26 protein-coding genes, 1 tRNA gene and 2 pseudogenes are annotated in these 24,832 nt (G+C 40.3%); 20 read left to right on the plus strand and 9 right to left on the minus strand.

Annotated elements, in window-relative coordinates; genetic code table 11:
• The first annotated feature begins 30 nt into the window (after nucleotides 1–30).
• The 11 genes and pseudogenes from M1R56_RS04950 to M1R56_RS04995 all read left to right on the plus strand — a co-directional run bounded on the left by M1R56_RS04950 (nucleotide 31) and on the right by M1R56_RS04995 (nucleotide 11,138).
• A complete protein-coding gene (locus M1R56_RS04950; protein ID WP_248034811.1) occupies nucleotides 31–531 on the plus strand; it encodes a DnaA/Hda family protein in 501 nt (166 codons plus the stop codon).
• 15 nt (nucleotides 532–546) lie between these two features.
• Complete coding sequence (locus M1R56_RS04955) at nucleotides 547–1,497, plus strand: WYL domain-containing protein (RefSeq protein WP_248034812.1); 951 nt, start codon at nucleotides 547–549, stop codon at nucleotides 1,495–1,497.
• Nucleotides 1,498–1,891: 394 nt separating this feature from the next.
• Nucleotides 1,892–2,014 (plus strand): hypothetical protein, encoded by a 123-nt coding sequence (locus M1R56_RS10055; RefSeq protein ID WP_257375148.1) that lies wholly within the window; start codon nucleotides 1,892–1,894, stop codon nucleotides 2,012–2,014.
• A gap of 64 nt (nucleotides 2,015–2,078) precedes the next feature.
• A complete protein-coding gene (locus M1R56_RS04960) occupies nucleotides 2,079–3,389 on the plus strand; it encodes a DUF262 domain-containing protein (RefSeq protein ID WP_248034813.1) in 1,311 nt (436 codons plus the stop codon).
• Nucleotides 3,383–5,245 carry a DUF262 domain-containing protein gene (locus tag M1R56_RS04965; RefSeq protein ID WP_248034814.1) on the plus strand — a complete coding sequence of 621 codons (1,863 nt, stop codon included), beginning with the start codon at nucleotides 3,383–3,385 and terminating at the stop codon, nucleotides 5,243–5,245. Before M1R56_RS04960 ends, M1R56_RS04965 begins: the two co-directional genes overlap by 7 nt.
• Before the next feature lie 126 nt (nucleotides 5,246–5,371).
• Nucleotides 5,372–6,613 (plus strand): aminopeptidase, encoded by a 1,242-nt coding sequence (locus tag M1R56_RS04970; RefSeq protein ID WP_248034815.1) that lies wholly within the window; start codon nucleotides 5,372–5,374, stop codon nucleotides 6,611–6,613.
• A gap of 9 nt (nucleotides 6,614–6,622) precedes the next feature.
• Nucleotides 6,623–6,853 (plus strand): GlsB/YeaQ/YmgE family stress response membrane protein, encoded by a 231-nt coding sequence (locus M1R56_RS04975; RefSeq protein WP_049504434.1) that lies wholly within the window; start codon nucleotides 6,623–6,625, stop codon nucleotides 6,851–6,853.
• A 171-nt stretch (nucleotides 6,854–7,024) separates the two neighbouring features.
• Nucleotides 7,025–7,933 (plus strand): LysR family transcriptional regulator, encoded by a 909-nt coding sequence (locus M1R56_RS04980; protein WP_248034816.1) that lies wholly within the window; start codon nucleotides 7,025–7,027, stop codon nucleotides 7,931–7,933.
• 39 nt (nucleotides 7,934–7,972) lie between these two features.
• Complete coding sequence (gene queA / locus M1R56_RS04985; RefSeq protein WP_248034857.1) at nucleotides 7,973–9,001, plus strand: tRNA preQ1(34) S-adenosylmethionine ribosyltransferase-isomerase QueA; 1,029 nt, start codon at nucleotides 7,973–7,975, stop codon at nucleotides 8,999–9,001.
• 179 nt (nucleotides 9,002–9,180) lie between these two features.
• Entirely contained in the window at nucleotides 9,181–9,726 is a 546-nt protein-coding gene (locus M1R56_RS04990) for a DUF6287 domain-containing protein (RefSeq protein WP_248034817.1), read from the plus strand.
• Between the two features lie 121 nt (nucleotides 9,727–9,847).
• Nucleotides 9,848–11,138: pseudogene (locus M1R56_RS04995) on the plus strand (IS4 family transposase).
• A 232-nt stretch (nucleotides 11,139–11,370) separates the two neighbouring features.
• Here the strand turns inward: M1R56_RS04995 and M1R56_RS05000 are convergent.
• Nucleotides 11,371–11,443 (minus strand) — tRNA-Lys (locus tag M1R56_RS05000).
• Between the two features lie 264 nt (nucleotides 11,444–11,707).
• Nucleotides 11,708–12,979, minus strand: coding sequence for a replication-associated recombination protein A (locus M1R56_RS05005; protein WP_248034818.1), 1,272 nt, complete (start codon nucleotides 12,977–12,979; stop codon nucleotides 11,708–11,710).
• 115 nt (nucleotides 12,980–13,094) lie between these two features.
• On the opposite strand from M1R56_RS05005, the gene M1R56_RS05010 reads away from it, so the two are divergent.
• The 9 genes and pseudogenes from M1R56_RS05010 to M1R56_RS05050 all read left to right on the plus strand — a co-directional run bounded on the left by M1R56_RS05010 (nucleotide 13,095) and on the right by M1R56_RS05050 (nucleotide 20,997).
• Nucleotides 13,095–13,565 carry a DUF3013 family protein gene (locus M1R56_RS05010; protein WP_248034819.1) on the plus strand — a complete coding sequence of 157 codons (471 nt, stop codon included), beginning with the start codon at nucleotides 13,095–13,097 and terminating at the stop codon, nucleotides 13,563–13,565.
• A gap of 18 nt (nucleotides 13,566–13,583) precedes the next feature.
• On the plus strand, nucleotides 13,584–14,651 hold the full coding sequence (locus tag M1R56_RS05015) for a M50 family metallopeptidase (protein ID WP_248034820.1): 1,068 nt from the start codon (nucleotides 13,584–13,586) through the stop codon (nucleotides 14,649–14,651).
• 1 nt (nucleotide 14,652) lies between these two features.
• Nucleotides 14,653–15,081 (plus strand): NUDIX hydrolase, encoded by a 429-nt coding sequence (locus M1R56_RS05020; protein WP_248034821.1) that lies wholly within the window; start codon nucleotides 14,653–14,655, stop codon nucleotides 15,079–15,081.
• Nucleotides 15,078–15,552 (plus strand): annotated as a pseudogene (locus M1R56_RS05025) (GNAT family N-acetyltransferase). Before M1R56_RS05020 ends, M1R56_RS05025 begins: the two are co-directional and overlap by 4 nt.
• Before the next feature lie 137 nt (nucleotides 15,553–15,689).
• Complete coding sequence (gene prmA, locus M1R56_RS05030) at nucleotides 15,690–16,640, plus strand: 50S ribosomal protein L11 methyltransferase (protein WP_248034822.1); 951 nt, start codon at nucleotides 15,690–15,692, stop codon at nucleotides 16,638–16,640.
• Nucleotide 16,641: 1 nt separating this feature from the next.
• Nucleotides 16,642–17,385, plus strand: coding sequence for a 16S rRNA (uracil(1498)-N(3))-methyltransferase (locus M1R56_RS05035; protein ID WP_248034823.1), 744 nt, complete (start codon nucleotides 16,642–16,644; stop codon nucleotides 17,383–17,385).
• Between the two features lie 10 nt (nucleotides 17,386–17,395).
• Nucleotides 17,396–19,192, plus strand: coding sequence for an oligoendopeptidase F (gene pepF, locus M1R56_RS05040; RefSeq protein WP_248034824.1), 1,797 nt, complete (start codon nucleotides 17,396–17,398; stop codon nucleotides 19,190–19,192).
• A 235-nt stretch (nucleotides 19,193–19,427) separates the two neighbouring features.
• Nucleotides 19,428–20,219, plus strand: a complete 792-nt coding sequence (locus M1R56_RS05045; protein WP_248034825.1) for a DUF2785 domain-containing protein — start codon at nucleotides 19,428–19,430, stop codon at nucleotides 20,217–20,219.
• Between the two features lie 109 nt (nucleotides 20,220–20,328).
• Entirely contained in the window at nucleotides 20,329–20,997 is a 669-nt protein-coding gene (locus M1R56_RS05050) for an aquaporin (RefSeq protein ID WP_075231899.1), read from the plus strand.
• Between the two features lie 217 nt (nucleotides 20,998–21,214).
• On the opposite strand, the gene queF is transcribed toward M1R56_RS05050, so the two are convergent.
• From queF to M1R56_RS05085, 7 genes are all read right to left on the minus strand, one after another.
• Nucleotides 21,215–21,706 (minus strand): preQ(1) synthase, encoded by a 492-nt coding sequence (queF, locus tag M1R56_RS05055; protein WP_248034826.1) that lies wholly within the window; start codon nucleotides 21,704–21,706, stop codon nucleotides 21,215–21,217.
• An 18-nt stretch (nucleotides 21,707–21,724) separates the two neighbouring features.
• Nucleotides 21,725–22,441 carry a 7-carboxy-7-deazaguanine synthase QueE gene (gene queE, locus M1R56_RS05060; protein WP_248034827.1) on the minus strand — a complete coding sequence of 239 codons (717 nt, stop codon included), beginning with the start codon at nucleotides 22,439–22,441 and terminating at the stop codon, nucleotides 21,725–21,727.
• A complete protein-coding gene (gene queD / locus M1R56_RS05065) occupies nucleotides 22,434–22,877 on the minus strand; it encodes a 6-carboxytetrahydropterin synthase QueD (protein WP_125386811.1) in 444 nt (147 codons plus the stop codon). The genes queE and queD overlap by 8 nt, the downstream gene beginning before the upstream one ends.
• On the minus strand, nucleotides 22,877–23,530 hold the full coding sequence (gene queC / locus M1R56_RS05070) for a 7-cyano-7-deazaguanine synthase QueC (RefSeq protein WP_049546548.1): 654 nt from the start codon (nucleotides 23,528–23,530) through the stop codon (nucleotides 22,877–22,879). The genes queD and queC overlap by 1 nt, the downstream gene beginning before the upstream one ends.
• Before the next feature lie 201 nt (nucleotides 23,531–23,731).
• A complete protein-coding gene (trxA, locus tag M1R56_RS05075) occupies nucleotides 23,732–24,046 on the minus strand; it encodes a thioredoxin (RefSeq protein ID WP_001029581.1) in 315 nt (104 codons plus the stop codon).
• Nucleotides 24,047–24,061: 15 nt separating this feature from the next.
• Nucleotides 24,062–24,283 carry a DUF4649 family protein gene (locus M1R56_RS05080; RefSeq protein ID WP_000570256.1) on the minus strand — a complete coding sequence of 74 codons (222 nt, stop codon included), beginning with the start codon at nucleotides 24,281–24,283 and terminating at the stop codon, nucleotides 24,062–24,064.
• A 98-nt stretch (nucleotides 24,284–24,381) separates the two neighbouring features.
• Nucleotides 24,382–24,762, minus strand: a complete 381-nt coding sequence (locus M1R56_RS05085) for a MarR family transcriptional regulator (RefSeq protein WP_248034828.1) — start codon at nucleotides 24,760–24,762, stop codon at nucleotides 24,382–24,384.
• Between the last annotated feature and the right edge of the window lie 70 nt (nucleotides 24,763–24,832).

A 24,832-nucleotide genomic window follows, 5' to 3' on the forward strand; every position in this document is an offset into this window, starting at 1 on the left:
TACTTAAACCATAAAAAGAAAGAGGTTTAAATGATGATCAATACAGGCTTAAATAATAAATATCAATTTGAAAATTTTTTTGAAAATGATGGTAATGATTCAGCAAAGAAAGTAGCCAGAGCAGTAGTAGAGGACTTAGGATTTTATAATCCCCTTTATATTTATGGACCATCAGGTTCAGGTAAAACACATCTCCTGCAAGCAATTGGAAATAAGGTTCTTGAGAACAATCCAGAAAAGCGAGTAAAATATATTTCTGCCGAAGACTTATTAGAAAATGAGCTAGAAATACAAAAAGTTAGAAGTGAGGAGTTTGATCTCTTAATAGTAGATGATATTCAGATATTGGGAGAAAAGGATATTCTTATTCAAGAAAAATTTTTAAATCTTTTTAATTCTCAACAGTACAAGAATAAGCAAATGGTTTTTTCTAGTGACTCTGAACCAGATCAATTGAAAAGTGTTCATCCTCATTTGATTGTGCGTTTTAAATGGGGGATGACAGCGTGTCTAACATCGCTTGAAAAATAATAAGAAGGACTGCAAATGAATGATCAAGAGAGACTACTAAACATTTTTTTACGTTTACAGTTAGGTACTTCATTAGGAAAAAAGCAATTAGCCCAGGAATTTGAGGTTAGTGAAAAGACGATACAGAGAGATTTTTCGCTACTCCGTGATATTTTATCTAGTAACACCAGTTATAGTGGAGACTTGCTTTATAACTGTAAAACGAATAAGTATTGCTTAGCAAGTAAATCAGTTTTTAATAAAAAGGATATTCTCGTTATTTCAAAGATTTTATTGGAAAATCGAGCACTGAATAAACCAGAAATTGATAGCTTACTAAAAAATTTACTTGCCTTAGTTCCTCGTGATGACCAGAAAGAAATTGAGCAGATCATTGGCAGTGAAAAACTTAACTATACTCCCTTAACGGATCAACAAAATAGAATAGAGAAAATTTGGAATTTATCAGAAGCTATTTTGCATGAACAGGTTCTAGACATTATCTATCAAAAACCTTATTCTGAATCTTCTAAGAGGCAGACTGTTTTGCCAGTCTCTCTTTACTATGATAGTCATTATTTCTATCTGGTTGTTTACCAGTTGAAACATGCTACTTATATTACTTTAAGAGTAGACCGTATCCAGTCATGGTCTCTTAGTGATATAGAGAAACCTTCTATTTCTTATCGAGATAAATTTAGAGATGGTGATATTCGTAATGAGAGAGTAGATGCTTTTATCGGGAAGAAAATCAGTATTGAAATCGAGTATTTGTACGATCCGACGATTGTGATGGATCAATTTCCAAATGCAAAAATAGTTGGGAAAAATGGTGACTGGACTCATTTTAAGTTTGAAAGTCAGCATACACCTGGGCTTAAAAGATGGTTACTCGGACAAGGGGAAGCAGTTACTGTTTTGTCTCCTCGGATTTTAGTAGAGGATATGAAGCAAACAATTCAAGAAATGATAGATAAATATAGATGAGGATGAAATGGAGATTCAATTTACTTCTAAAAAGGTTGGCGAACTATGGATAAATGATTTTTATTCAAACGTTATCAATCTTAAATGAACAAAAGTCATAATTACAAGATGCAGTAACTGATTGATTTAATTGTTCATTTTCTAAGTTCGGAAGAATGTTACACTATCTTTTCATGAGCAGGACAGAACGAAATTTGCTAAAAATCGTACTATTTTACTCCTGCAATTATATACTGGTATTCTCAAATATAGAAAATTTATTGTAGTTGGTCTTAAATTGAGAAAAATAATATTATGTTCTACATAGACAATATTGATTTTACAATTTTTATATGCTATACTACCTCTAATGATTGATATATAATTAATAAATAAGTAGAAAGGTGATGGAGATATGACTGAATGGATTGTTATTGATCAGTTTGGCAACATGATTGCACAAGGATTTTGGACAAAGGAAGCAGCAGAACAGTATTCAAAAAATATTCCTAATACAAGTGTTATTCAAAAGAATTAGCCACTCTTAACTACAGATTCATATGAATTTGTAGTTTTTTTAAAATACTATAAAGGCGGATAAAATGAGTATTCAATTTACTTCTAAAAAGGTTGGAGAACTATTGAAAGAAGGGGATTTGCGGATTCCTTCTTATCAAAGACCTTATAAATGGAACAGAAAACATATCCGTAATCTTTTTTATGATTTACGAGATGCTATGGGGAAAAAGGAATATCATATTGGTTCCGTTATCCTGCATGAAAATGATGGACACTTAGATATTGTCGATGGACAGCAACGGCTAATTTCAATTTCTTTGTTTCTTCATTTATTAGATAGTTTAGAGAATTATAAGGGTGCTAATCAACTCTTGAGTGCTGAATTTGGAGAGATATCTTGCTATCATGCGAGTGAAAATTATAATGAGTGGACAAATTTAACTCAATTAGTTGGCGAAAATGAGGCAAAAGATATTTGCAACTTTTTATTAGAGAATTGTGCTGTCTCTGTGATTACTATGCCCCAAGAACGATTATCAGAAGCCTTTCAGTTATTTGATTCTCAGAATAATCGTGGAAAATCTTTAGAACCTCATGATTTGCTCAAAGCTTATCATCTTCGCAAGCAAGATTCCGAAGATGAAAGAATTGTGGAAAAGTGGGAGCAATTTGTAGAAGATAAAGATTTAAGTCTCAAAGAGTTGTTTGATAAACATCTTTTTCGTATGAGACGTTGGTCTCGAGGAGAGACAGGATTGACAAACAAGCGTTATGGTTCTTATCTCCGTTTTACAGAGGATTTTATTGACGATTTTAAAGGTGTTGATTTGAATCAGAACTTTCCATACTTAGAATTGTATCGTCATATTGAAAAGCTCCCTATGTCCATTACTATGCCAATCATTGATGGAAGTAAATTTTTTGAGTATATTGAATCTGCTCATGAAACTATTAGAGTTCATAAAAAATTTTTAAATAAAAAGTTAGGATTCTCTAATGAGTCAGAGAAGGAAGAACAAAATTTGGCTTACCCAGAAGGTATGTTAAACATTTACAATAGCTCAAAAGGACGCTACCTCAAGTGTCACAATATATTCCTAAATATTTGCTCGCTTTTCGCAGATAGATTTGGAAAAGAGGAGCTATCAAAGGAGATAGTAGAGACCTTGTTTATTTGGTCTTACTACCCTCGAGTTAAATCTAAAGCCATATATGATGCGACGGTTGGGAACTATGCTGCTGGTGGAAGGTTTAGACAAAAAGAGATTCAAAAGCTATTTCAACTTTTATCTCATGCTGTCACTCCGAATGATTTTATGATCAAGATAGATAGAGAGTTATTTGAAAATTATACTGTGGATAGGATTATAGAAGAGGAAAAAGATAAATGGTAGAAACACATATAAGCTTATCAGTTAATCGTTTGTTAAATGAAGATACCTATGCTATTCCTCTTTATCAGAGAAATTTTGCTTGGACTTATGATGAAATTGAGCAGTTATTGAACGACGTAGCAGATGCTTTTCAAGAAAAAAGAGACAATTATTATATTGGAACATTAGTTGTTAATTTAGTCGTTTATAAAGAGAAAGACCTTTTCAAAATCATAGATGGGCAACAACGGACAACAGCCCTTAATTTGATTGCCTTAGCTTTGAAGCATGAGTTTGGTTTTGATAGATTGAAAGCTATCAATCTTACCTTCCCAGCTAGGAAGAAATCAAATAAGAATATTCAAGATTTATTTGCCAAGAAAAAAATTTTAGAGGGCGATGAAAATGAGTTGACTAGAGGCTACGGGCATGCTAAAGACGCATTGAAAAAAGTGTTAGAAGAGCGCCAATTGGATCCTAAGTCTTTCGTTGATTATCTTTTTGAGAAGGTCATCATTTTTCGGAGTATACTTCCTAAAGATTTAGATTTGAATCTTTATTTCGAACGTTTCAACTCTCGAGGCGAACAACTAGAAGCTCATGAAATCCTTAAGGCACAAATGATGTCTAAATTTGGTGAAGATCAAGAAATGGCGCAAAAGTTTGCAAAAATTTGGGATGCCTGTGCAGAGTTTGAAAAGCCGGTAATAAAAACTTTTCAAATCCGAAGTAGACCAAATAATACTGATGAAGAGGGGGAGAAAATTTTTGGTAAAGAATTTACTAACTTCAAATTGGAAAGTGTATTTGAGAAAATAAGAGTAAAAAAAATTGAGCAACGAAGTTTACTAGATACAATTACTCAGACAAAATATGAAAGTAGTAGCTTAGTAAATAATGGAGCAGATATTTCAAATTATACGACTGTAATTGATTTTCCAACATTTTTGCTTCAAGTTTTTTTCATCATGGAAGGAAATGATGAAACTACATTTGATGATAAAAAATTATTGAAAATTTTTGAAATTGAACGACGAGATAGAGAATGGGTCCAACAATTTGGGCAACTACTTCTGACTATGAAGCATATATTTGATACGCTTATCGTAAAAAATGTCCAATTAGAAAATGAAACCGAATGGCAAATCAAACGAGTTCAGTATGAGACATATCAACGAAATGAAAATGGAGGATGGAAATATGTTCGAATTAATTATCAAAAAAATACTTTTGACAATTTAAACAAAAACATTATCCTCCTTCAATCCATGTTTGCTGTGACATTTACTGCCAATCGTGACAGTCGTTGGTTATATGAAATCTTACAATTTCTCTTCAGACATATTGAAGAACTAAATGATCAAGAATTTGGTGCTCATTTTAAAGAATTTCTCGAAAAAATGGCAGTGACGTATGCAGAAGAAAGATTGTTTACTGAGGATAGAAGAATTAAGAAATATGGTGCAATTCCTGTTTATGCTTTTAACTTTGTAGATTATGTTTTATGGAAAAATCGTGAAGAATTAAAGAAAGCATACGATGTTAAGTTTGAAGATTTTAAATTTGCATATCGTCGTTCTATAGAGCATTGGTTTCCACAACATCCAAATAGTGATGAAAGAGTTGAAAAAATTGATGATAAATTTTTGCACTCCTTTGGGAATCTCTGTATCATTACAGATAGTCAAAATTCGAAGTTTGGAAATTTAGTTCCAAGTGCAAAATATAAACAGTGGGAAGGAATTTTCAATCGCCAGAGTTTAAAATTACAGATGATGGCAGATGTAACGGTAAAGAATGATAAATGGGGTATTTGTGAGATTCAAGTTATGGAAAAAGAAGTGGAAAGATATATACACGACTTTTGTGATAGTTAATTAAAAACAAGCTTTCTTAGGCTTGTTTTTAAATTTACATCATATGTGATATACTAGTAAGGGAAGAATTTTGAGTAAGACAAATATGCTCAAAGATTTGAAATAAAAATAGAAAAGAGAAACAACATGGTTTTACCAAATTTTAAAGAAAATCTAGAAAAATATGCTAAGCTTTTGGTTGCAAACGGAGTGAACGTGCAACCTGGTCATACCTTGGCTCTCTCTATCGATGTGGAGCAACGCGAGTTGGCTCACTTAATCGTCAAAGAAGCCTATGCACTTGGAGCGCACGAAGTTATCGTTCAATGGGCAGATGACTTTTTAAACCGTGAGAAATTCCTTCACGCGCCGATGGAGCGTTTGGACAATGTGCCAGAATACAAGATCGCTGAGATGAACTACCTTCTTGAAAACAAAGCAAGTCGTCTCGGTGTTCGTTCTTCTGACCCAGGTGCCTTGAACGGAGTGGATGCTGAAAAGCTTTCAGCTTCTGCTAAAGCTATGGGAATTGCCATGAAGCCAATGCGTATCGCAACTCAATCTAACAAGGTTAGCTGGACTGTAGCAGCCGCTGCTGGACTTGAGTGGGCTAAGAAAGTCTTTCCAAATGCTGCGAGTGACGAAGAAGCAGTGGATCTCCTTTGGGACCAAATCTTCAAGACTTGCCGTATCTACGAAGAAGATCCAGTTAAGGCTTGGGAAGAACATGCTGCTATCCTCAAGAGCAAGGCGGAAATGCTTAACAAGGAGCAATTTTCAGCTCTTCACTACACAGCACCTGGAACTGATTTGACACTTGGATTGCCTAAGAACCACGTTTGGGAATCTGCCGGAGCGATCAATGCCCAAGGTGAAGGATTCTTGCCAAATATGCCAACAGAAGAAGTCTTTACAGCTCCTGACTTCCGTCGTGCAGATGGTTATGTCACTTCTACAAAACCTCTTAGCTACAACGGAAATATCATCGAAGGGATCAAAGTGACCTTTGAAAATGGTCAAATTGTTGATATTTCGGCTGAGAAGGGTGATCAAGTAATGAAGGACCTTGTCTTTAAGAATGCTGGTGCGCGTGCCTTGGGAGAATGTGCCTTGGTACCAGATCCAAGTCCAATTTCTCAGTCAGGAATTACCTTCTTTAACACCCTTTTCGATGAAAATGCTTCTAACCACTTGGCTATTGGTGCAGCTTACGCAACTAGCCTTGTTGGTGGAGCTGAGATGAGCGAAGAAGAGCTGGAAGCTGCAGGACTTAATCGTTCAGATGTTCACGTTGACTTTATGATTGGTTCTAACCAAATGGATATCGATGGTATCCGTGAGGATGGAACACGCGTACCACTCTTCCGCAATGGAGATTGGGCAATTTAAGGAGAAACTATGATTGGAAGTATGTTTGTCGGGCTTTTAATCGGACTATTAGCAGGAGCTATCACCAATCGTGGCGAACGCATGGGCTGCTTCGGGAAAATGTTTCTCGGCTGGATTGGTGCCTTTTTAGGACAATTAATCTTTGGTTCTTGGGGACCAAGCCTAAGCGGTACAGCCATTATCCCATCAGTTCTCGGGGCTATGATTTTGCTAGCCATTTTTTGGGAAAGAGGAAGCTAAGTTTCGATTAAAAAGCTTGTATAATAATAAAGATTAAAGGAGGTTGGAATTGTTTCAACCTCTTTTTAAAGTGCTAGATAAAGTCATTTGAAAGCACTCATCTAAGCTTAGCTACAGAGCTTTCAGTGACTGGTTCTTTTTATATTGCGTCAAGTATGGTACAATAAAAGCATGAGAATTCAACAATTACACTATATTATCAAAATTGTAGAGACAGGTTCGATGAATGAAGCTGCCAAGCAACTCTTCATTACGCAGCCCAGTCTATCAAATGCAGTTCGTGACCTAGAAAATGAGATGGGGATTGAGATTTTTATCCGAAATCCTAAGGGAATCACCCTCACACGTGATGGGATGGAGTTTTTGTCCTATGCCCGTCAAGTTGTCGAGCAAACCCAACTCCTAGAAGAACGTTATAAGAATCCAATCGCTCATCGCGAGCTTTTTAGTGTGTCTTCGCAGCACTATGCCTTTGTAGTTAATGCCTTTGTTTCCTTGCTTAAGAAAAGCGATATGGAAAAGTACGAGCTTTTTTTGCGTGAAACCAGAACCTGGGAAATCATTGACGACGTCAAGAACTTCCGCAGTGAAGTCGGAGTCCTCTTTTTAAATAGCTATAACCGAGATGTTCTTTCGAAGATGTTGGATGACAATCATCTGGTTGCCCATCACCTCTTTACAGCCCAACCCCATATCTTTGTCAGCAAGTCCAACCCACTTGCCCAAAAAGAAAAGGTGCAGTTGGCAGACCTAGAAGACTTCCCATACTTGAGCTATGACCAAGGAACCCATAATTCCTTCTATTTCTCAGAAGAGATTTTGTCACAGGAACACCACAAGAAATCCATCGTGGTTAGTGACCGTGCGACCTTGTTCAATCTCTTGATTGGTTTGGACGGTTATACCATCGCGACAGGTATCCTCAATAGTAATCTCAACGGAGACAATATCGTCTCTATTCCACTTGATATTGATGATCCCATTGAGCTGGTTTATATCCAGCATGAAAAGACAAGCTTATCTAAGATGGGTGAACGCTTCATCGAGTATTTGCTTGAAGAAGTTCGTTTTGATAGCTAATCATAAGTACATTAGAAAAGAAAAGGAAATATGACACCAATGAATACCAATGATTTTGATTTTCACTTGCCAGAGGAGCTAATTGCTCAAACTCCTTTGGAAAAGCGCGATGCATCTAAACTCTTGATGGTCAATCGCAAAACAGGGGAATTTCAAGATCGCCATTTTCACTCCATTATTGAAATGCTAGAGCCAGGTGATGCCCTGGTTATGAATGATACCCGCGTTTTGCCAGCTCGACTTCATGGTCAAAAAGAAGAAACAGGGGGCCATGTTGAACTCTTGCTTTTGAAAAATACAGCAGGAGACGAATGGGAAGTCTTGGCAAAACCTGCCAAACGTCTCAAGGTCGGCACTCGTGTCATCTTTGGTGATGGTCGACTTAGCGCAGTCGTGACTGAGGAATTAACCCATGGCGGTCGTATTGTCCGTTTTGAGTATGAAGGGATTTTCCTAGAAGTGCTTGAAAGCCTGGGAGAAATGCCGCTTCCTCCTTATATCCACGAAAAGTTGGATGACCGAGAACGTTACCAGACAGTCTATGCCAAGGAAAGTGGCTCAGCCGCTGCTCCGACTGCAGGTCTGCATTTTACCAAAGAATTACTAGAAGAAATCCAGCAAAAAGGAGTTCACCTAGTTTACTTGACCTTGCACGTTGGGCTTGGAACCTTTAGGCCTGTTTCGGTAGATAACCTGGATGAACACGAGATGCACTCAGAGTTTTATCAATTGTCTGAGGAAGCTGCAGCGACCTTGCGTCAGGTCAAAGAAAATGGTGGCCGCGTGATTGCTGTGGGGACAACCTCTATCCGTACGCTCGAAACCATCGGAAGCAAGTTTGATGGTCAAATCCAAGCCGACTCTGGCTGGACCAATATCTTTATCAAGCCAGGTTATGACTGGAAGGTTGTGGATGCTTTTTCTACTAATTTCCATTTGCCTAAGTCTACCTTGGTCATGCTTGTTTCTGCCTTTGCAGGGCGTGAATTGGTCCTCGAAGCCTACCAGCATGCTATCGACCAAAAGTACCGTTTCTTTAGCTTTGGCGATGCCATGTTTATCTACTAAAAATAGAAGAGCTAATTCCTGATTGGATTAGCCTTTTTTGATGTCAAATAACTATTGAATTATATGGAAATAAATGATACACTGAAAACTACAGGTTAGCCGTCAAAAATATATGTAATTTCAGGCTAGCTATTTTAGATGCAGATGAAACTGTATCATCATTTTAAAAGGAGATTATCATGAAAAAAACATTGCGCTACACCAGTCTTTCAGCTCTTGCTTTGCTGGCGGTCTTAACATTAGCTGCTTGTGGAGGAAATACTGAAAAAACTACAGCATCTTTAAGCAAAGAGGCTTCTTCTAAAGTAACTAAGGAGTCATCAAGTAAAACAGAAGCTAGTCAAAAAGAGGAGCAGAAGTCTGAGACAAGTTCTTCAAGCGCTACAGGTAGTCAAACTGAGACAAAGGCGGAAAATCAAAAAGATTATTCTAAATTCCTTGGAACTTGGGAGAATTATGCAGGAACAACAGCTACAATTACAGCTGACGGCATTGTGACGATTCAAAGCTCAAAGGGAACTTTTAAATATGAGATGGATCAAGTAGAGGAGAAGGACGGTTACTATCTGACAGGAATTCATCTTGTTGGTGGTGGAGAAGGAGCACGCCTTATCTTTACCCCAGCAGGCGTAGCAAATGAATTGACTGGTACGGATGGCAGCCAAGACGTCTTGGCAATCGGCCAATCACCAAGCGACAAAGATAGTCATTTTTACCGTAATTAAGAATGAAAAAAGAAAAAGTGAGCCAAACTGACAATGTCATTAAGTTAAGAAATTCAAATACAATTCTGTATTTGGGTTTCTTTTTTTATGTGCTAAACTGATAGTTAAGGAGGTACTTCCCATGATAAAACAGATAAAAGCCCACTTGAATAAGAGTATTCAGAGTATCCTTAGTCAAAAAGTTGAGCTCGTCAAACAAGATGAACAGGCCTTTACTCGTAAAAGAAGGTTATCACTAGAAACCATGATTCGTACCATTCTGGGAATGGGAGGAAAATCACTGTCAAAAGAATTACTAGATGCTAGACTGACAGTTTCAAATTCAGCCTTTGTTCAAAGACGCTATCAGATAAAATCTGAGGCTTTCTATACCTTATTTAAAGAATTTACAGCACCTATTCCACTTAACACCAATCTTCCGATATTAGCTGCAGATGGAAGTGATACCTGTATTCCTCGAACTCCCATGGATACAGAAACCTCTATCCAAACCCAAACGGATGTTAAATCCTATAATCTCATACACATAAATGCCCTATACGACTTGAAGACTGGAGTGTATAGAGATGTTTCTATTCAAGACAAACATAGGCAACATGAGTGCTTAGCTCTGATTCAGATGATGGAGGCTTCTCCCTTTCGAGAAAGCTCTTGTTATCATGGATAGAGGCTATGAAAGTTACAATCTTATGGCTCATTTTCAAGAAAAAGGATGGCTTTATATCATCCGAATTCGAGATGGAAAACAATCCATGCGTTCCTCCTTCAACTTGCCAAATACAGAGTGTTTTGATCAAAACTTTTCTCTAAAATTATCACGAAAGCAAACCAATCAGCTCAAAAAACTTTATCGTGATTTCCCCAATGACTATCATTTTATTCCACACAATTCTACTTTTGATTTTCTTCCAGAAACAAGTCAAAAACATGACCCTGTTGAACTATACCAACTTCCTTTTCGTATGGTGCGTTTAGAAGTGGAAGAAGGAAAATACGAAACTTTAGTGACAAATACAGATTATTCAGTCCAACAATTAAAAAATCTCTACGCCAGCAGATGGGGCATAGAGACTAGTTTTCGTGACCTGAAATACAGTATTGGCTTGGTCAATTTTCATGCCAAAAAGAAGGAAGGGATTCTCCAAGAAATCTTTGCCCGATTTACAAATTTTAACTTTTGTCGTTGGTTAACCTCGCAAGTTGCCATCGACAGTAGTCACAAAAAACAAAGATATAAAGTGTGTTTCTCAGATGCGACTTATGCCTGCCGTTTGTTTTTTAACGGTTCCCTTTCTTCTCTCCAGTTGAAAAACTACCTCAAGAAACAGTTATCTATTATTCGACCGAATCGAAAATATCCAAGAAAAATAAAGGCCCAATCGGTAGTTGATTTCATCTATAGAGTAACATAAATCTCAAAAAATAGGGTGAAAAAACCTTTATTTGTTATGCAAAAAAATAGAAGATAGGATAGAGAATCACTTTGATGATCTCAATCCTATCTCCTATTCAAATAGTTAGATTACTAACTTAATGACATTGGCCAAACTGATGGCTCACTTTTTGAGTGGTGAAAAGTATGGATGAGATTGATTTGATAAGTAAAAAAGCCTTGATTTCAAGGCTTTTTCCTGTTGATTTAGATGCCCCCTACAGGGATCGAACCTGTGACCCACGGATTAAGAGTCCGCTGCTCTGCCAGCTGAGCTAAGGAGGCAAACAAAAAAGCTGTATTGGTGCCGAAACTTCACGGTTTGTATTGAACCCGCGCAATTAAGCAGGTGGGCAACTCGCTCTAACTGAAGCTGTTTCCGTGTGAGACGGCCTACATGCTGTTAGAAGACTTTTGTTTCCCTAATAATACAAAAAATAGTCGGTCAACACTTAAGTGTGAGGTCGTACACCACAGCGTTTCTATGTTTATATAATACCACTTTTTCAAAAAAAATCAAGGGGTAAATGTAATTATTTGGATAGGATTTCACAAATTTCGTAATTTATCTATGGTTTCCTTGCGTTGAGCTAGGGCACGTTCATATTTACCAGTATCTTCTGCTTGGAAATAGTGATGATTGCGGATTTTTTCTGGCAGATAGTCTTGCTTGACCCAATTTCCAGGATAGTTGTGTGGATAGAGATAGTCTTGGGCATTCCCTAGTTCCTTGCTTCCGCTGTAGTGTCCATCACGCAGGTGTCGCGGAATAGGCAAGTGCCCTGATGTTTTGAGGTCGGCAAGTGCCTTATCCATAGCTACATAGGCTGAGTTGGATTTTGGAGAAAGGGCCAAATCAATGACGACATTGGCAATGAGAATGCGGGCTTCTGGGAAACCAATCCTTTGTGCAGCACCCAGAGCAGTCACGGTGTGAATCTGGGCTTCAGGATTGGCCAAACCGATATCTTCATAAGCGATAACAGTCAAACGACGAGCGAGACTTGGCAAATCACCAGCCTCAATCAAGCGGGCAGCATAGTGAAGACTGGCATCAACATCTGAGCCACGGATAGACTTTTGCAGGGCTGAGAGAACATCATAGTGGCCATCTCCATCCTTATCCATAGTAATGTAGCTTCTCTGAAGACTATTTTCCATGATGTCTAGAGTAATATGGCGAATGCCCTCATCATTCTCAGGGGTAGAAAGAACAGCCAAGTCCAGTGAGTTGAAGGCAGAACGCAGGTCTCCGTTTGTAGAAGTTGCGATGAAATCCAGCGCATCCTCATCTAGTTCTACTGGGAAATCAAAACCACGCTCAGGGTTACTTAGAGCTATCTGCAGGGCCTCTTTGACGTCTTGGTTAGACAGAGGTTCTAACTCAAAAATTTGAACTCGGCTACGGATGGCAGGAGTGACAGAAAAGAAGGGATTTTCAGTCGTAGCGCCAATCATGATGATCAGACCACTTTCCAAGAGAGGCAAGAGGAAGTCTTGCTTGGTTTTATCTAGTCTATGAATCTCGTCTAGTAATAGGACGAGACCACCAGAGAATTTCGCCTCTTCCGCAATTTCTTGCAGTCGCTTTTTACTATCAACTGTCGCATTGAAAGTTCGAAAGGCATACTTGGTCGTCCCTGCGATGGCAGAGGCAATACTGGTCTTGCCGATTCCCGGAGGTCCATATAGAATCATGGAAGACAAGCGGTTGGCTTCCACCATGCGACGGATGATTTTTCCTTGTCCGACCAGATGCTCCTGGCCGATGACCTGGTCGATGGTTTTAGGGCGCATGCGAAGCGCGAGATTGTCTGGCATAGCAGTCCTTTCTAACGTGGATTTTCTGATGTATATGTGGTAAGATGGTAGTATCTATTTTAGCACATTTCCGAGTAATCGGGGCGATTAAAGAGTCGCATAGAAAGAGGACAAAATGGCAACATATGGATTTTTAGATGTTTTAGAGGAAGAGTTGGAGAAGAATTTTCCCTTTGACTTTGAGATTAGTTGGGACAAGCGCAACCACGCGGTTGAAGTGAGTTTTCTGTTGGAAGCGCAAAATGCTGCAGGTGTGGAGATGGTGGGTGAAGATGGAGAGGTTTCATCAGATGACATTCTCTTTGAAGAAGCAGTGCTTTTTTACAATCCAGCCAAATCAACAGTCAATGAGGAAGACTATTTGACTGTCATCCCTTACCTGCCTAAAAAGGGATTTTCCCGTGAATTTTTAGCTTATTTTGCCCTATTTCTTAAGGATACTGCCGAGGTCGGACTAGATGCCCTTATGGACTTTTTGGAAGACCCAGAAGCAGAAGAATTCGTCATGGAATGGAACCAAGAAGTCTTTGAAGAAGGAAAAGCAGGCTTGGAAGAGGGAGAATTTTATCCTTATCCGAGATATTAGGAGTTGGTTGGAGATTTTATGAAGAAAATTGGGATTTATTTGGTTTATGTGCTAGCTGTTGTCTTTATTATGCTAGCTTTTGCTTGTGGAACAATCGCATTTGCAGAGTTGGGGTATTCCGCAGTTTTAGTCTTTACTTTTGGTTATGCTTTCGCCTTTCTAAGCATGTATTTAATCTTTATTCTTCATGAGCTGGGACATGCTTTTTGTGGCTACTTGACAGGCTATCGGCTGGTGGCTTTTGGATTAGGAAACTTTCTTTTGACTAAAAAGTCAGGCAGGTTTTATCTTAGCAGAACAGCCGTTCTCAAAAATGTTGGCGCTCAATACATTGGTTTAAAAGAGGATGAAAACGATCAAAGAATCATCCTGATGCTTTCAGGAGGCTTGATGGTTCATCTCAGCTTGATATTATTGGCGATAGTGTTTGGATTTTTGACAAGAAGCTGGTATTTTGCAGGGACTTGGATTTTTCTTAATTTGTCTTTCTTCCTAAATAACATTTTGCCAGTCGGCATCACCGATGGAGCAAAAATAGTAGAAATGATGCGGCATCCTGAGAATGTGACTTATGCTTATGTGATGTTGAGGCATTCTGCTCAAACTTTGCTGGCTCCTCAAGAATATGATTTGAAAGATTTTGTTCAACCAGTTCCTGAGGATGCAAAAGGGAGCTTTGTTGGTAGTGTATCAGCACTACAGGGATTAGTTTTTATCATGGAGGATAAGCTTGAGTCAGCTAAAAAGCACTTGCAAACTTTACTTGAAAATACAGATAACTCAATGATTAGAACAATTTCTCAGTTATACCTTCTTCAAGTAACCTTGCTAGAAGGAGGTAATAAGAAAGCGGAAGAATATGCAAGCATTCGAGGAGTCAAATCCTTTTTATCTCTAAAAACAGCAGATATGCAGGTCATTCAAGCTTGGTATCAATTTAAGGTAAAGAAAGATGTAGTTCAAACTCACAAGGCTATGAAGATTGCTAGACAGAAAATGAATAGCAGCCGAATGCTGCGGGATGAGAAAGCCTACTACCAGCAGTGGTTAGATGAGTTGGAAAAGGAATTAGCCGAAGGAGTCTAATATGGGAATAGAAATTTCTGATTTTACAGGCTCTAAGATTGCCTTGATTTGTGGGGATAGGGTCTTGACTATCTTACGTGATGACAAGGACGATATCCCTTGTCCCAACATGTGGGAGTTGCCAGGTGGTGGTCGTGAAGGAAACGAAAGCCCTTTCGAGTGCGCAGCGCGTGAAGTTTATGAGGAATTGGGAATTCATTTAGATGAAGACTGTCTGCTTTGGAGCAAGATTTATCCTAGCGTAATCTTTAAAGACAAGCAATCGGTCTTTATGGTTGGTCAGCTAAGACAAGAACAATTTGACAATATTACCTTTGGGAATGAAGGACAGGCCTATAAACTGATGCCTATTGAGGAATTTTTGAAGTCTAAACAGGCAGTGCCTCAGCTACAGGGGAGATTGAGGGATTATTTGGAGGAAGGTTTATGATAACACTTGTTCGAGCGGGAGCAGAGGATTTAGAAACTATTATTGCAATTCAGAGAGCTAGCTTTAAGGCTGTTTATGAAAAATACCATGATGAATATGACCCTTATCTCGAGGACCGTGAACGAATCAAATGGAAACTAGTCGAACGTCCCAATAGCTATTACTACTTTGTAAAAGAAAACGAAGATAAAATCGGATTTCTACGAATTCAGACTAATGAAGAGTTAACGAAAGCTTGGTTGGGAACAGCAGCGATTTTGCCTCCGTATCAGGGAAAAGGGTATGGATCTGAAGGATTGCGCTTGCTAGAAGAGAAATTTTCAACCGTTAGACAATGGGATTTGTGTACGGTATTACAGGATGCAGGCATGGTCGCCTTCTACGAGAAGAATGGCTACCAACAAACCCATATCGAACCTGAAAAAGAAGGCATGGATAATGGTCTACATGAAAAAATTGATAGAGAAATAGAAAGGATGGTTCGGTTAAATTTCTAAACTGAACCCGCCCTAAACACGGTGCTAAAAAGATAAACTTCTCATAGACACAAGCGTCTTCAGAGAGTTTCCTATTTTGGCTTTGTGTTTTAAGGGCTTGGTATCTTAATAATGGAAACATGGCAAGAGTTAAAAGTTACAGTGAAGCGTGAGGGAGAGGAGTTGGTTTCCAACCTCTTGATTGAGTTAGGTGCCCAAGGGGTAGCAATTGAAGATAGCATGGACTATGTGGGAAATGTCGACCGCTTCGGTGAAATTTTCCCAGAGGTCGAGCAGCAAGAAGAAATCGTAGTGACAGCCTACTATCCTGATACGGTTGATGTGGCAGTGGTTGAGGCAGACTTGCAGGCTCGCCTAGCAGAATTGACAGATTTTATGGATTTGGGTGAGGTCAAGATGGGGACGACTGCCTTGGCTGAGGAAGACTGGGCAGACAACTGGAAGAAATATTATGAACCAGCTCGTATCACTCATGATTTGACCATTGTTCCCTCTTGGACAGACTATGAGGCGACTGCTGGGGAAAAGATTATCAAGCTGGATCCAGGTATGGCTTTTGGGACAGGAACCCATCCGACGACCAAGATGAGCCTTTTTGCTTTGGAACAGGTTCTTCGTGGTGGGGAAACAGTGCTGGATGTGGGTACTGGATCAGGTGTCCTCTCCATTGCTAGCTCGCTACTTGGTGCTAAGGAAATTTTCGCCTATGACCTAGATGATGTGGCGGTTCGTGTCGCTCAGGAAAATATTGAGCTCAATCCTGGCATGGAAAACATCCATGTAGCCTCAGGTGATTTGCTTAAAGGAGTGGAAATTGAGGCAGATGTTATCGTGGCTAATATCTTGGCGGATATCCTCATTCATCTGACGGAGGATGCTTATCGCTTGGTCAAGGATGAAGGCTACCTCATCATGAGTGGAATTATCAAGGACAAGTGGGACATGGTGCGCGAGTCGGCTGAGTCAGCTGGATTTTTCCTTGAAACCCACATGGTTCAAGGGGAATGGAATGCCTGTGTCTTTAAGAAGACCAAGGATATCTCCGGTGTGATTGGAGGCTAGTATGCAGCAGTATTTTGTCAAGGGGAGTGCAATCTCACCTGTCACTATTGAGGACAAGGAAACCAGCAAGCACATGTTTCAGGTCATGCGCTTGAAAGAAGATGACCAGGTGACCCTAGTCTTTGATGATGGGATCAAGCGTTTGGCGCGCGTGGTCAATGTGGAGGCGCGTCAGTTGGAACTGATCGAAGAATTAGCTGACAATGTGGAACTGCCAGTCCAAGTGACCATCGCATCTGGTTTTCCCAAGGGAGATAAGTTGGAGTTTATCACTCAAAAGGTGACGGAACTAGGTGCCAGTCAGATTTGGGCCTTCCCTGCAGACTGGTCAGTTGCTAAATGGGACGGTAAAAAACTAGAGAAAAAAGTCGAGAAACTAGAAAAAATCACCCTTGGAGCAGCCGAGCAAAGCAAGCGCAACTTTGTCCCAAGTATTACGCTTTTTGAGAAAAAGGCAGACTTTCTAGCACAACTGAGCCAGTTTGACCGCATAGTGGTGGCTTATGAAGAGTCGGCTAAAGAAGGCGAATCAGCCGCACTTATACAAGCAGTTGCTGGACTGGAAAAAGGAGCTAAAGTGCTCTTTATCTTTGGTCCAGAAGGTGGTCTCTCACCTGCAGAAATCGAGAGTTTTGAAGCTAAAGGAGCAGTCTTGGCAGGTCTTGGTCCTCGTATTTTGCGAGCAGAAACAGCACCGCTTTATGCCCTGTCAGCCCTTAGTGTTTTATTAGAATTAGAGAAATAAGAGGAAAAAGATGGAACAAAAACACCGTTCAGAATTTCCTGAAAAGGAACTTTGGGACTTAACAGCCCTATATCAAGACCGCGAGGATTTCTTGCGTGCGATTGAGAAGGCGCGTGAAGACATCAACCAATTTAGTCGTGACTATAAGGGCAATCTTCACACTTTTGAAGATTTCGAGAAAGCTTTTGCAGAATTGGAACAAATCTACATCCAGATGAGTCATATCGGCAATTACGCCTTTATGCCTCAGACGACAGACTATGCTAATGAAGATTTTGCCAATATCGCCCAAGCTGGCATGGAATTTGAAACAGACGCCAGCGTAGCCTTGACCTTCTTTGACGATGCCTTGGTGGAAGCTGATGATGAAGTCTTGGACCGTTTGGGTAAATTGCCTCATTTAACAGCTGCCATTCGTCAGGCCAAAATCAAAAAAGCCCACTATCTTGGGGCAGATGTGGAGAAGGCCTTGACTAATCTCGGCGAAGTTTTCTACAGTCCACAGGACATTTACACAAAGATGCGAGCTGGGGATTTCGAAATGGCGGACTTTGAAGCTCATGGCAAGACCTACAAAAACAGCTTTGTGACTTATGAGAATTTCTACCAAAACCAAGAGGATGCTGAGGTTCGTGAGAAATCCTTCCGTTCCTTCTCAGAGGGACTTCGTAAGCACCAAAATACGGCCGCTGCAGCCTATCTAGCCCAAGTCAAGTCTGAAAAACTACTAGCAGATATGAAGGGTTACGACTCAGTCTTTGATTATCTCCTGGCTGAGCAAGAAGTGAACCGTGCCATGTTTGATCGCCAGATTGACCTCATCATGAAGGATTTTGCGCCCGTTGCTCAGAGATACCTCAAGCATGTTGCCAAGGTGAATGGTCTTGAAAAGATGACCTTTGCAGACTGGAAATTGGACTTGGACAGCGCCCTCAATCCTGAAGTGACTATTGACGATGCCTATGACTTGATCATGAAGTCGGTAGAACCTTTGGGACAAGAATATTGTCAGGAAGTTGCTCGTTACCAAGAAGAACGTTGGGTGGATTTTGCTGCCAATAGTGGCAAGGATTCTGGTGGTTATGCAGCGGATCCATATCGCGTACACCCTTATGTCCTCATGAGTTGGACAGGTCGTTTGAGCGATGTCTATACCTTGATTCATGAAATCGGGCATTCTGGTCAATTTATCTTTTCTGACAACCACCAAAGCTACTTCAATGCCCACATGTCGACCTATTATGTCGAAGCACCGTCAACTTTCAATGAATTGCTTCTCAGTGATTACTTGGAACACCAGTCTGACGACCCTCGTCAAAAACGCTTCGCTCTTGCTCACCGCTTGACAGACACCTACTTCCATAACTTTATCACTCACCTTTTGGAAGCAGCCTTCCAGCGTAAGGTGTATACATTGATTGAAGAAGGAGAAACTTTCGGAGCAAGCAAACTCAACAGCATTATGAAGGAAGTCTTGACGGAGTTCTGGGGGGATGCCATTGAGATTGATGATGATGCAGCTCTGACTTGGATGCGCCAAGCTCACTACTACATGGGCTTGTATAGCTACACCTACTCAGCGGGACTAGTCATCTCGACAGCAGGTTATCTTCATCTGAAACATTCTGAGAACGGAGCTGAAGATTGGCTCAATCTCCTCAAGTCTGGAGGTAGCAAGACACCACTTGAGTCAGCTATGATTATCGGAGCCGATATTTCAACAGACAAACCACTCCGTGATACTATTCAGTTCTTGTCTGACACAGTTGACCAAATTATTGCCTATAGTGCCCAGTTGGGGGAGTAAAGGAATAGAAAGGTTGTTCTAGAATAATGCTCCTGGGTTTGTATTGGACTAGCTGTAGCTATTTTCAAAAACGCCGTTGAAGGTCGTGATGTTAAATTTGAACTTGCTGTAGAGCTGCTACTGATAGTTATTTACTTCATTTTAGACCAGTTATCCCAGATTCTATTTCCTTAAGAATTTAATATAAAGTCATCTGCGGATGATTTTTTGACAACTCATAAAAAGAGGTAGGCAGATGTATCCAGAATTGAAAAGAAAAGTAGTAGAAGAAAAACCGAGTTATCGTCAAGAAGAACTCCTGTGGCTACTTGAGCACATAGGGGATACTAGTCCAGAGATTCGCGATGAATTGGTTTTTACCAGTTTGGCTAGGGGGATTCAAGAAGAGTTATTTATCAAGGAGCAATTTCAGTTGATTGCTGCTGAGATTGTCTCTGATGGTGGGCTAGATAAAGAGATTGATAAGACAGGAGCTTCAACGCTTGAACGTTCTTTTAGGGCCCTTATTTATGCCAATCTCTTATCTGCTGATGGTAATGAACAGTCTCTTTTTTATCGAGAGCTAAAAACTGATATCAGAAATACGATGCTCGATCAAGGTTTGCATTACCTTGAAAAAGAAGAGGATACGACAGGTTTTTCAAGTCAGTATGGTTGGGTGCATGCTTTTGCTCATGGGGCTGATCTTTTGACTGAAGTTGTTTGTCATCCAGACTTTTCTAAAAATAGAGTTCATGAAGTATTTGACATACTTGGCCAACTATTTAAAAGAATTTCGGTTCGATTTATAGATGATGAGGACTGGCGCTTGGCCAGAGTCCTTTACGAACCTATTTTGCAAGGAAAGGTGGAGCAAGCGACACTGGCTTCTTGGATAAAGTCACTTGATTTCCAGATAGAAGAGAGGGAAGATTTTTATCAATTTTCCAATTTCAGATCCTGTCTCTTAGAAGTCTATGTTCAACTCGACCAGAGAAATAATTTACAAGATGACTTGAAAAAAGCTATTCAATCTTTCCAATATTAGATTTTGATTATCAAATGTGAAAATTTGCACAAAATTTCCAAGCACATTTCTTGAAACCCTTTCCTTCTTCTGATAGACTAATACATAGTTTGAAAAAAGGAGATTTAACATGAAAAAATTTGTTGCTGAATTAATCGGTACTTTTATGCTTGTGTTCATCGGAACAGGAGCTGTTGTTTTTGGAAATGGTATTGAAGGACTTGGACACCTTGGAATTGCTCTTGCTTTTGGTTTGGCAATCGTAGTCGCAGCTTTCTCAGTTGGAACTGTTTCAGGTGCTCACTTGAACCCAGCTGTTTCTATCGCTATGTTTGTTAACAAACGTTTGTCATCTTCAGAGCTTGTAAACTACATCCTCGGTCAAGTGGTTGGTGCTTTCCTTGCATCAGGATCTGTCTTCTTCCTCTTGGCAAATTCAGGTATGTCAACTGCAAGTCTTGGTGAAAATGCCTTGGCAAATGGTGTAACTGTTTTTGGTGGTTTCTTGTTTGAAACAATTGCAACTTTCTTATTTGTTTTGGTCATCATGACTGTAACTTCAGCAAGCAAAGGTAATGGCGCAATCGCTGGTTTGGTGATTGGTTTGTCATTGACAGCTTTGATTCTAGCTGGCTTGAACATCACTGGACTTTCAGTAAACCCAGCTCGTAGCTTGGCTCCAGCTGTCTTGGTGGGTGGCGCAGCTCTTCAACAAGTTTGGATTTTCATCCTTGCACCAATCGTTGGTGGAGTTCTTGCAGCTCTTGTTGCTAAAAACTTCCTTGGAACTGAAGAATAATTGAAACTCAAAAAGCCTTGCTCCTCAGCTTGAGGAACAGGGCTTTTTCGTATGATACTCTTCGAAAATCTCTTCAAACTACGTCAGCGTCCATCTGCAACCTCAAAACAGTGTTTTGAGCTGACTTCGTCAGTTTTATCTACAACCTCAGAGCAGTGCTTTGAGCAACCTGCGGCTAGCTTCCTAGTTTGCTATTTGATTTTCATTGAGTATGAGTTTAGCGGTTGTCAATTTTCTCTGGATAAAGGTCGTGTTGGAAGAGGCGTTGTTCTGCCAATCCTTCATACTTGGTTCTAGGTCTACCGTAGTTGTAGTAAGGGTCGATTGAAATGCCACCGCGTGGAGTGAATTTTCCCCAGACCTCTAAATAGCGAGGGTCTAGCAAGTTGACCAAGTCTTTCCCGATGGTATTGATACAGTTTTCGTGAAAATCCCCATGATTTCGGTAACTAAAGAGGTAGAGTTTGAGGGATTTTGACTCGACGCAGAGCTTGTCAGGAATGTAGGAAATATAAATAGTTGCAAAATCTGGCTGAGCAGTGATAGGGCACAGGGAGGTAAATTCAGGACAGTTGAATTTGATGAAATAGTCATTTTCCACATGACGATTGTCAAAAGATTCGAGGACTTCTGGTTGATAGTCGAAAATGTAGTTGGTTTCTTTATTGCCTAGTAGGCTAAGGTTTTTCATTTCTTCTTGTTGTGACATGATTTTTTCTTTCTAATCTTAAACACCACGTTGGTTGTCGTAGAGGAGGGTATGGAGTTGAGGAAGGACGCGGACATTGCCCCAGCTATCGTCGGCAGCGATGCGTTCCCAGAGTTCTTTGAGGCGGTCTAGTTGATCTTGGATAATATTGCCTGTGGCCTTGGGCTCAGGATTTCCAGCCGATAAAAAGAGAACATCTGGTTGGTAGCGTTCTTGTATTCCTTTAGCAAAGGCTAAATCTGCATCATCAAAGACAGGGATTTTAAAGGTGACTTTGGCTGGATCCAATTGGGAAACGATAAAGTCCAAGGTTTCAAAGTTGACTTCCATCTTGGATGAAGGAGGTTTGGGGCTGAGAGTGACCTGGTCGATATCTTTTAACCAGTTTTGCCAGCGAGAACCTTGAGTCTCAACAGCCAGAGTGACACCACGTTCCTTGAGTTTAGTGACGAGTTCAGCCATGTTGGCTGCTAGGATAGCAGGATTTCCCCCAGATAGGGTGACATAGTCGTAGCTCCCCAATTTATCCAAGGCAGCAATGACCTCGTCAGCTGTCATGCGAGTTGGTTTTTCAGAGCCATCCCAAGTAAAGGCAGAATCGCACCAGTCGCAGTGGTAGTCGCAACCTGCAGTGCGGACAAACATGGTTTTCTGGCCAATAGCACGGCCTTCGCCTTGAAAGGTTGGGCCAAAAATTTCCAGAACTGGTAGTTTGAGGACACGTTCCCTAGTCATCTAACCACTCCCGTCTAAACTCCGCAAAGGCAGTCGGAGTTTCATAGAGGCGAATGTATTCCAAACGGAGACCGCGTTCATCTGGCAACTCTTGACTCATGGTTTGGAAAATCCAGTAAACCATATTTTCAGCAGTCGTGTTCATATAGGGAAGAGTTTCATTGAGATAGCGATGATCCAAGTGGGGTTCTAAGTAGTTCTTGTAGATGGCTTTGATATCTCCAAAATCGTAGGCCATGCCACGTTCATCTAAAAATCCACTGACAGCAATCTGCAGACGATAGGTGTGGCCATGAAGGGATTTGCATTTTCCCTCATAGTGAAAGAGGTGGTGGGCAGCATCAAAGGTAAACTCTTTTGATACCAAGGTTCTGTGAGGATTGTAGACAAGAGACTCCCCGGTTTCCTGTTTGATTTCTTTGGGTGCAAAAAACATTAGGCCTCTCCTTTCTGTGAGAGATAAACATCAAGACCATGTTGACGTAGGTGGCAGGCTGGGCAATCTCCACAGCCACTTCCGATAATCCCGTTGTAGCAGGTTAAGGTCTTTTCACGAACATAGTCAAAGGCACCGAGTTGGTCGGATAATTCCCAAGTTTCAGCCTTATCTAGCCACATGAGAGGTGTTTGGATAACAAAGTCGTAATCCATGGCAAGGTTGAGGGTAACATTAAGGGATTTGACAAAGACATCTCGACAATCGGGGTAGCCTGAGAAGTCTGTCTCGCAGACACCTGTCACGATATCTTTAATGCCTCGTTGCTTAGCAAGAACTGCCGCAAAGGATAGAAAGAGGTGGTTGCGACCGTCAACAAAAGTATTGGGAACCTCTCCCTCTTTTTGCTCAATCTCTAGATCAGAAGTCAAGGCGTTTTCAGTGATTTGCCCCAGCAGAGACATATCTAGGATATGATGACGAATCCCCTGTTCCTTGGCGATTTCTCTAGCAACTTGAATTTCGAGATGATGGCGTTGGCCGTAGGCAAAGGTAACGGCTTCGACCGTTTCATAGTGTTCTTTAGCCCAAAAGAGGCAGGTTGTAGAATCTTGACCGCCACTAAAGACGACCAAGGCTGATTGACGTTTCATAATACTCCTTCCAAAATGGGGAATGTTCAGAGCACGCAAAAAGCTCCCTTGAGGGAGCTAAAAAATACCAAGTAGAGGTTTTTTTTAGCGATGGCATGTCCCAAACATCGTAATATTCTATCTACAGTCTAGCATATTTTTTGAAAAATGGCAAAGGGCAAGAAAAAAGAGACCAAAGAAAGTACTTGGTCTCTAATATGATTAGCTCAATTCAGCAACGATGGCCTTGATTTGTTCTGCTGTATGAACACCTGCAACTTGTTTCACTACTTGGCCGTCTTTTTTGAAGAGAAGAGTTGGGATAGACATGATTCCAAAAGCACGAGCTGTGTTTGGATTTTCATCAACATCCATTTTAACGATTTTCAAGACATCTTCTGAAAGTTCTTCAGACAATTTATCCAAGATTGGACCTTGCATGCGACATGGACCACACCAAGTTGCCCAGAAGTCTACCAAGACCAAACCGTCTTTTGTTTCTTGTTCGAATGTTGCATCTGTAATTGCTTTTGCCATTGTATTTCTCCTTTTTTAGTTATATTGGCTTAAATCTTGTTTCATGAGATAGAAGAAGACATCTCCATAAGTCCCATGGTAGTCCAAATCATGACCGTTGTAAGTTAATTTTTGGACAGGGTAGTAGTCTGCGACGCCGATAAGGCAAGCTTGTTGTGAACGATCAAAGTCTTCATAAGACTCGAAAGTTACAGTTCTTTCGTTCTTGCTGGCATCTAGATAGGTAATTTCAATCATTTTAAAAACTCCTTTGTTTAATGATGACTTTATTTTACTCTTTGTAAAAGAGAATGTCAAGAAAAATGATTGCGCACGCAAGTTTTTTTAAAAATATTTTAGGCTAACCAGTTTGATTTTCTTGCTAAGCTTTCTTCAACAGCTGTTTGTAAATAAGCCAGGGTAGTCTGTCCTTCTCTCGTCAGGCAGATAAAACTAGCTCGCTTGTCCTGGTCGCAGCATCTCCGACTAAGTAAACCGCAGTTCTTGGCTTCTAAGCGAGCCACCATCCGTGAAACAGCACTAGGGCTCAGATGGAGTTTATCTGGCAAGTCGATTTGTCTTAGGGATTTGCTTTCAGCCTGATTTAGAAAGTGCAAGAGGTAAAATTCCTTGAGTGTCAAGGTTTGTTCACTCTGCTCAGCGATGGTCTCTTCTAAAATAGCTTCTAGCTCTACTTGCCTACGGTTGAAGTCAAACCATTTTTCTAAGTAAGTCATGTCCATCTCCTTTCCCTCTATAATAGTGTAATCATACTAGTGCATCTATGATGCTTGCGCACGCAATTAG

This window comes from Streptococcus sp. oral taxon 431, from assembly GCF_023115445.1.
Lineage (GTDB): Bacteria > Bacillota > Bacilli > Lactobacillales > Streptococcaceae > Streptococcus.

Excerpts from the sequence above, each read along its gene's own strand:
- M1R56_RS04950 (WP_248034811.1), top strand. The coding sequence starts at position 31 with ATGATGATCAATACAGGCTTAAATAATAAATATCAATTTGAAAATTTT.
- M1R56_RS04955 (WP_248034812.1), top strand. The coding sequence starts at position 547 with ATGAATGATCAAGAGAGACTACTAAACATTTTTTTACGTTTACAGTTA.
- M1R56_RS10055 (WP_257375148.1), top strand. The coding sequence starts at position 1,892 with ATGACTGAATGGATTGTTATTGATCAGTTTGGCAACATGATTGCACAA.
- M1R56_RS04960 (WP_248034813.1), top strand. The coding sequence starts at position 2,079 with ATGAGTATTCAATTTACTTCTAAAAAGGTTGGAGAACTATTGAAAGAA.
- M1R56_RS04965 (WP_248034814.1), top strand. The coding sequence starts at position 3,383 with ATGGTAGAAACACATATAAGCTTATCAGTTAATCGTTTGTTAAATGAA.
- M1R56_RS04970 (WP_248034815.1), top strand. The coding sequence starts at position 5,372 with ATGGTTTTACCAAATTTTAAAGAAAATCTAGAAAAATATGCTAAGCTT.
- M1R56_RS04975 (WP_049504434.1), top strand. The coding sequence starts at position 6,623 with ATGATTGGAAGTATGTTTGTCGGGCTTTTAATCGGACTATTAGCAGGA.
- M1R56_RS04980 (WP_248034816.1), top strand. The coding sequence starts at position 7,025 with ATGAGAATTCAACAATTACACTATATTATCAAAATTGTAGAGACAGGT.
- queA (WP_248034857.1), top strand. The coding sequence starts at position 7,973 with ATGAATACCAATGATTTTGATTTTCACTTGCCAGAGGAGCTAATTGCT.
- M1R56_RS04990 (WP_248034817.1), top strand. The coding sequence starts at position 9,181 with ATGAAAAAAACATTGCGCTACACCAGTCTTTCAGCTCTTGCTTTGCTG.
- M1R56_RS05005 (WP_248034818.1), bottom strand. The coding sequence starts at position 12,979 with ATGCCAGACAATCTCGCGCTTCGCATGCGCCCTAAAACCATCGACCAG.
- M1R56_RS05010 (WP_248034819.1), top strand. The coding sequence starts at position 13,095 with ATGGCAACATATGGATTTTTAGATGTTTTAGAGGAAGAGTTGGAGAAG.
- M1R56_RS05015 (WP_248034820.1), top strand. The coding sequence starts at position 13,584 with ATGAAGAAAATTGGGATTTATTTGGTTTATGTGCTAGCTGTTGTCTTT.
- M1R56_RS05020 (WP_248034821.1), top strand. The coding sequence starts at position 14,653 with ATGGGAATAGAAATTTCTGATTTTACAGGCTCTAAGATTGCCTTGATT.
- prmA (WP_248034822.1), top strand. The coding sequence starts at position 15,690 with ATGGAAACATGGCAAGAGTTAAAAGTTACAGTGAAGCGTGAGGGAGAG.
- M1R56_RS05035 (WP_248034823.1), top strand. The coding sequence starts at position 16,642 with ATGCAGCAGTATTTTGTCAAGGGGAGTGCAATCTCACCTGTCACTATT.
- pepF (WP_248034824.1), top strand. The coding sequence starts at position 17,396 with ATGGAACAAAAACACCGTTCAGAATTTCCTGAAAAGGAACTTTGGGAC.
- M1R56_RS05045 (WP_248034825.1), top strand. The coding sequence starts at position 19,428 with ATGTATCCAGAATTGAAAAGAAAAGTAGTAGAAGAAAAACCGAGTTAT.
- M1R56_RS05050 (WP_075231899.1), top strand. The coding sequence starts at position 20,329 with ATGAAAAAATTTGTTGCTGAATTAATCGGTACTTTTATGCTTGTGTTC.
- queF (WP_248034826.1), bottom strand. The coding sequence starts at position 21,706 with ATGTCACAACAAGAAGAAATGAAAAACCTTAGCCTACTAGGCAATAAA.
- queE (WP_248034827.1), bottom strand. The coding sequence starts at position 22,441 with ATGACTAGGGAACGTGTCCTCAAACTACCAGTTCTGGAAATTTTTGGC.
- queD (WP_125386811.1), bottom strand. The coding sequence starts at position 22,877 with ATGTTTTTTGCACCCAAAGAAATCAAACAGGAAACCGGGGAGTCTCTT.
- queC (WP_049546548.1), bottom strand. The coding sequence starts at position 23,530 with ATGAAACGTCAATCAGCCTTGGTCGTCTTTAGTGGCGGTCAAGATTCT.
- trxA (WP_001029581.1), bottom strand. The coding sequence starts at position 24,046 with ATGGCAAAAGCAATTACAGATGCAACATTCGAACAAGAAACAAAAGAC.
- M1R56_RS05080 (WP_000570256.1), bottom strand. The coding sequence starts at position 24,283 with ATGATTGAAATTACCTATCTAGATGCCAGCAAGAACGAAAGAACTGTA.
- M1R56_RS05085 (WP_248034828.1), bottom strand. The coding sequence starts at position 24,762 with ATGACTTACTTAGAAAAATGGTTTGACTTCAACCGTAGGCAAGTAGAG.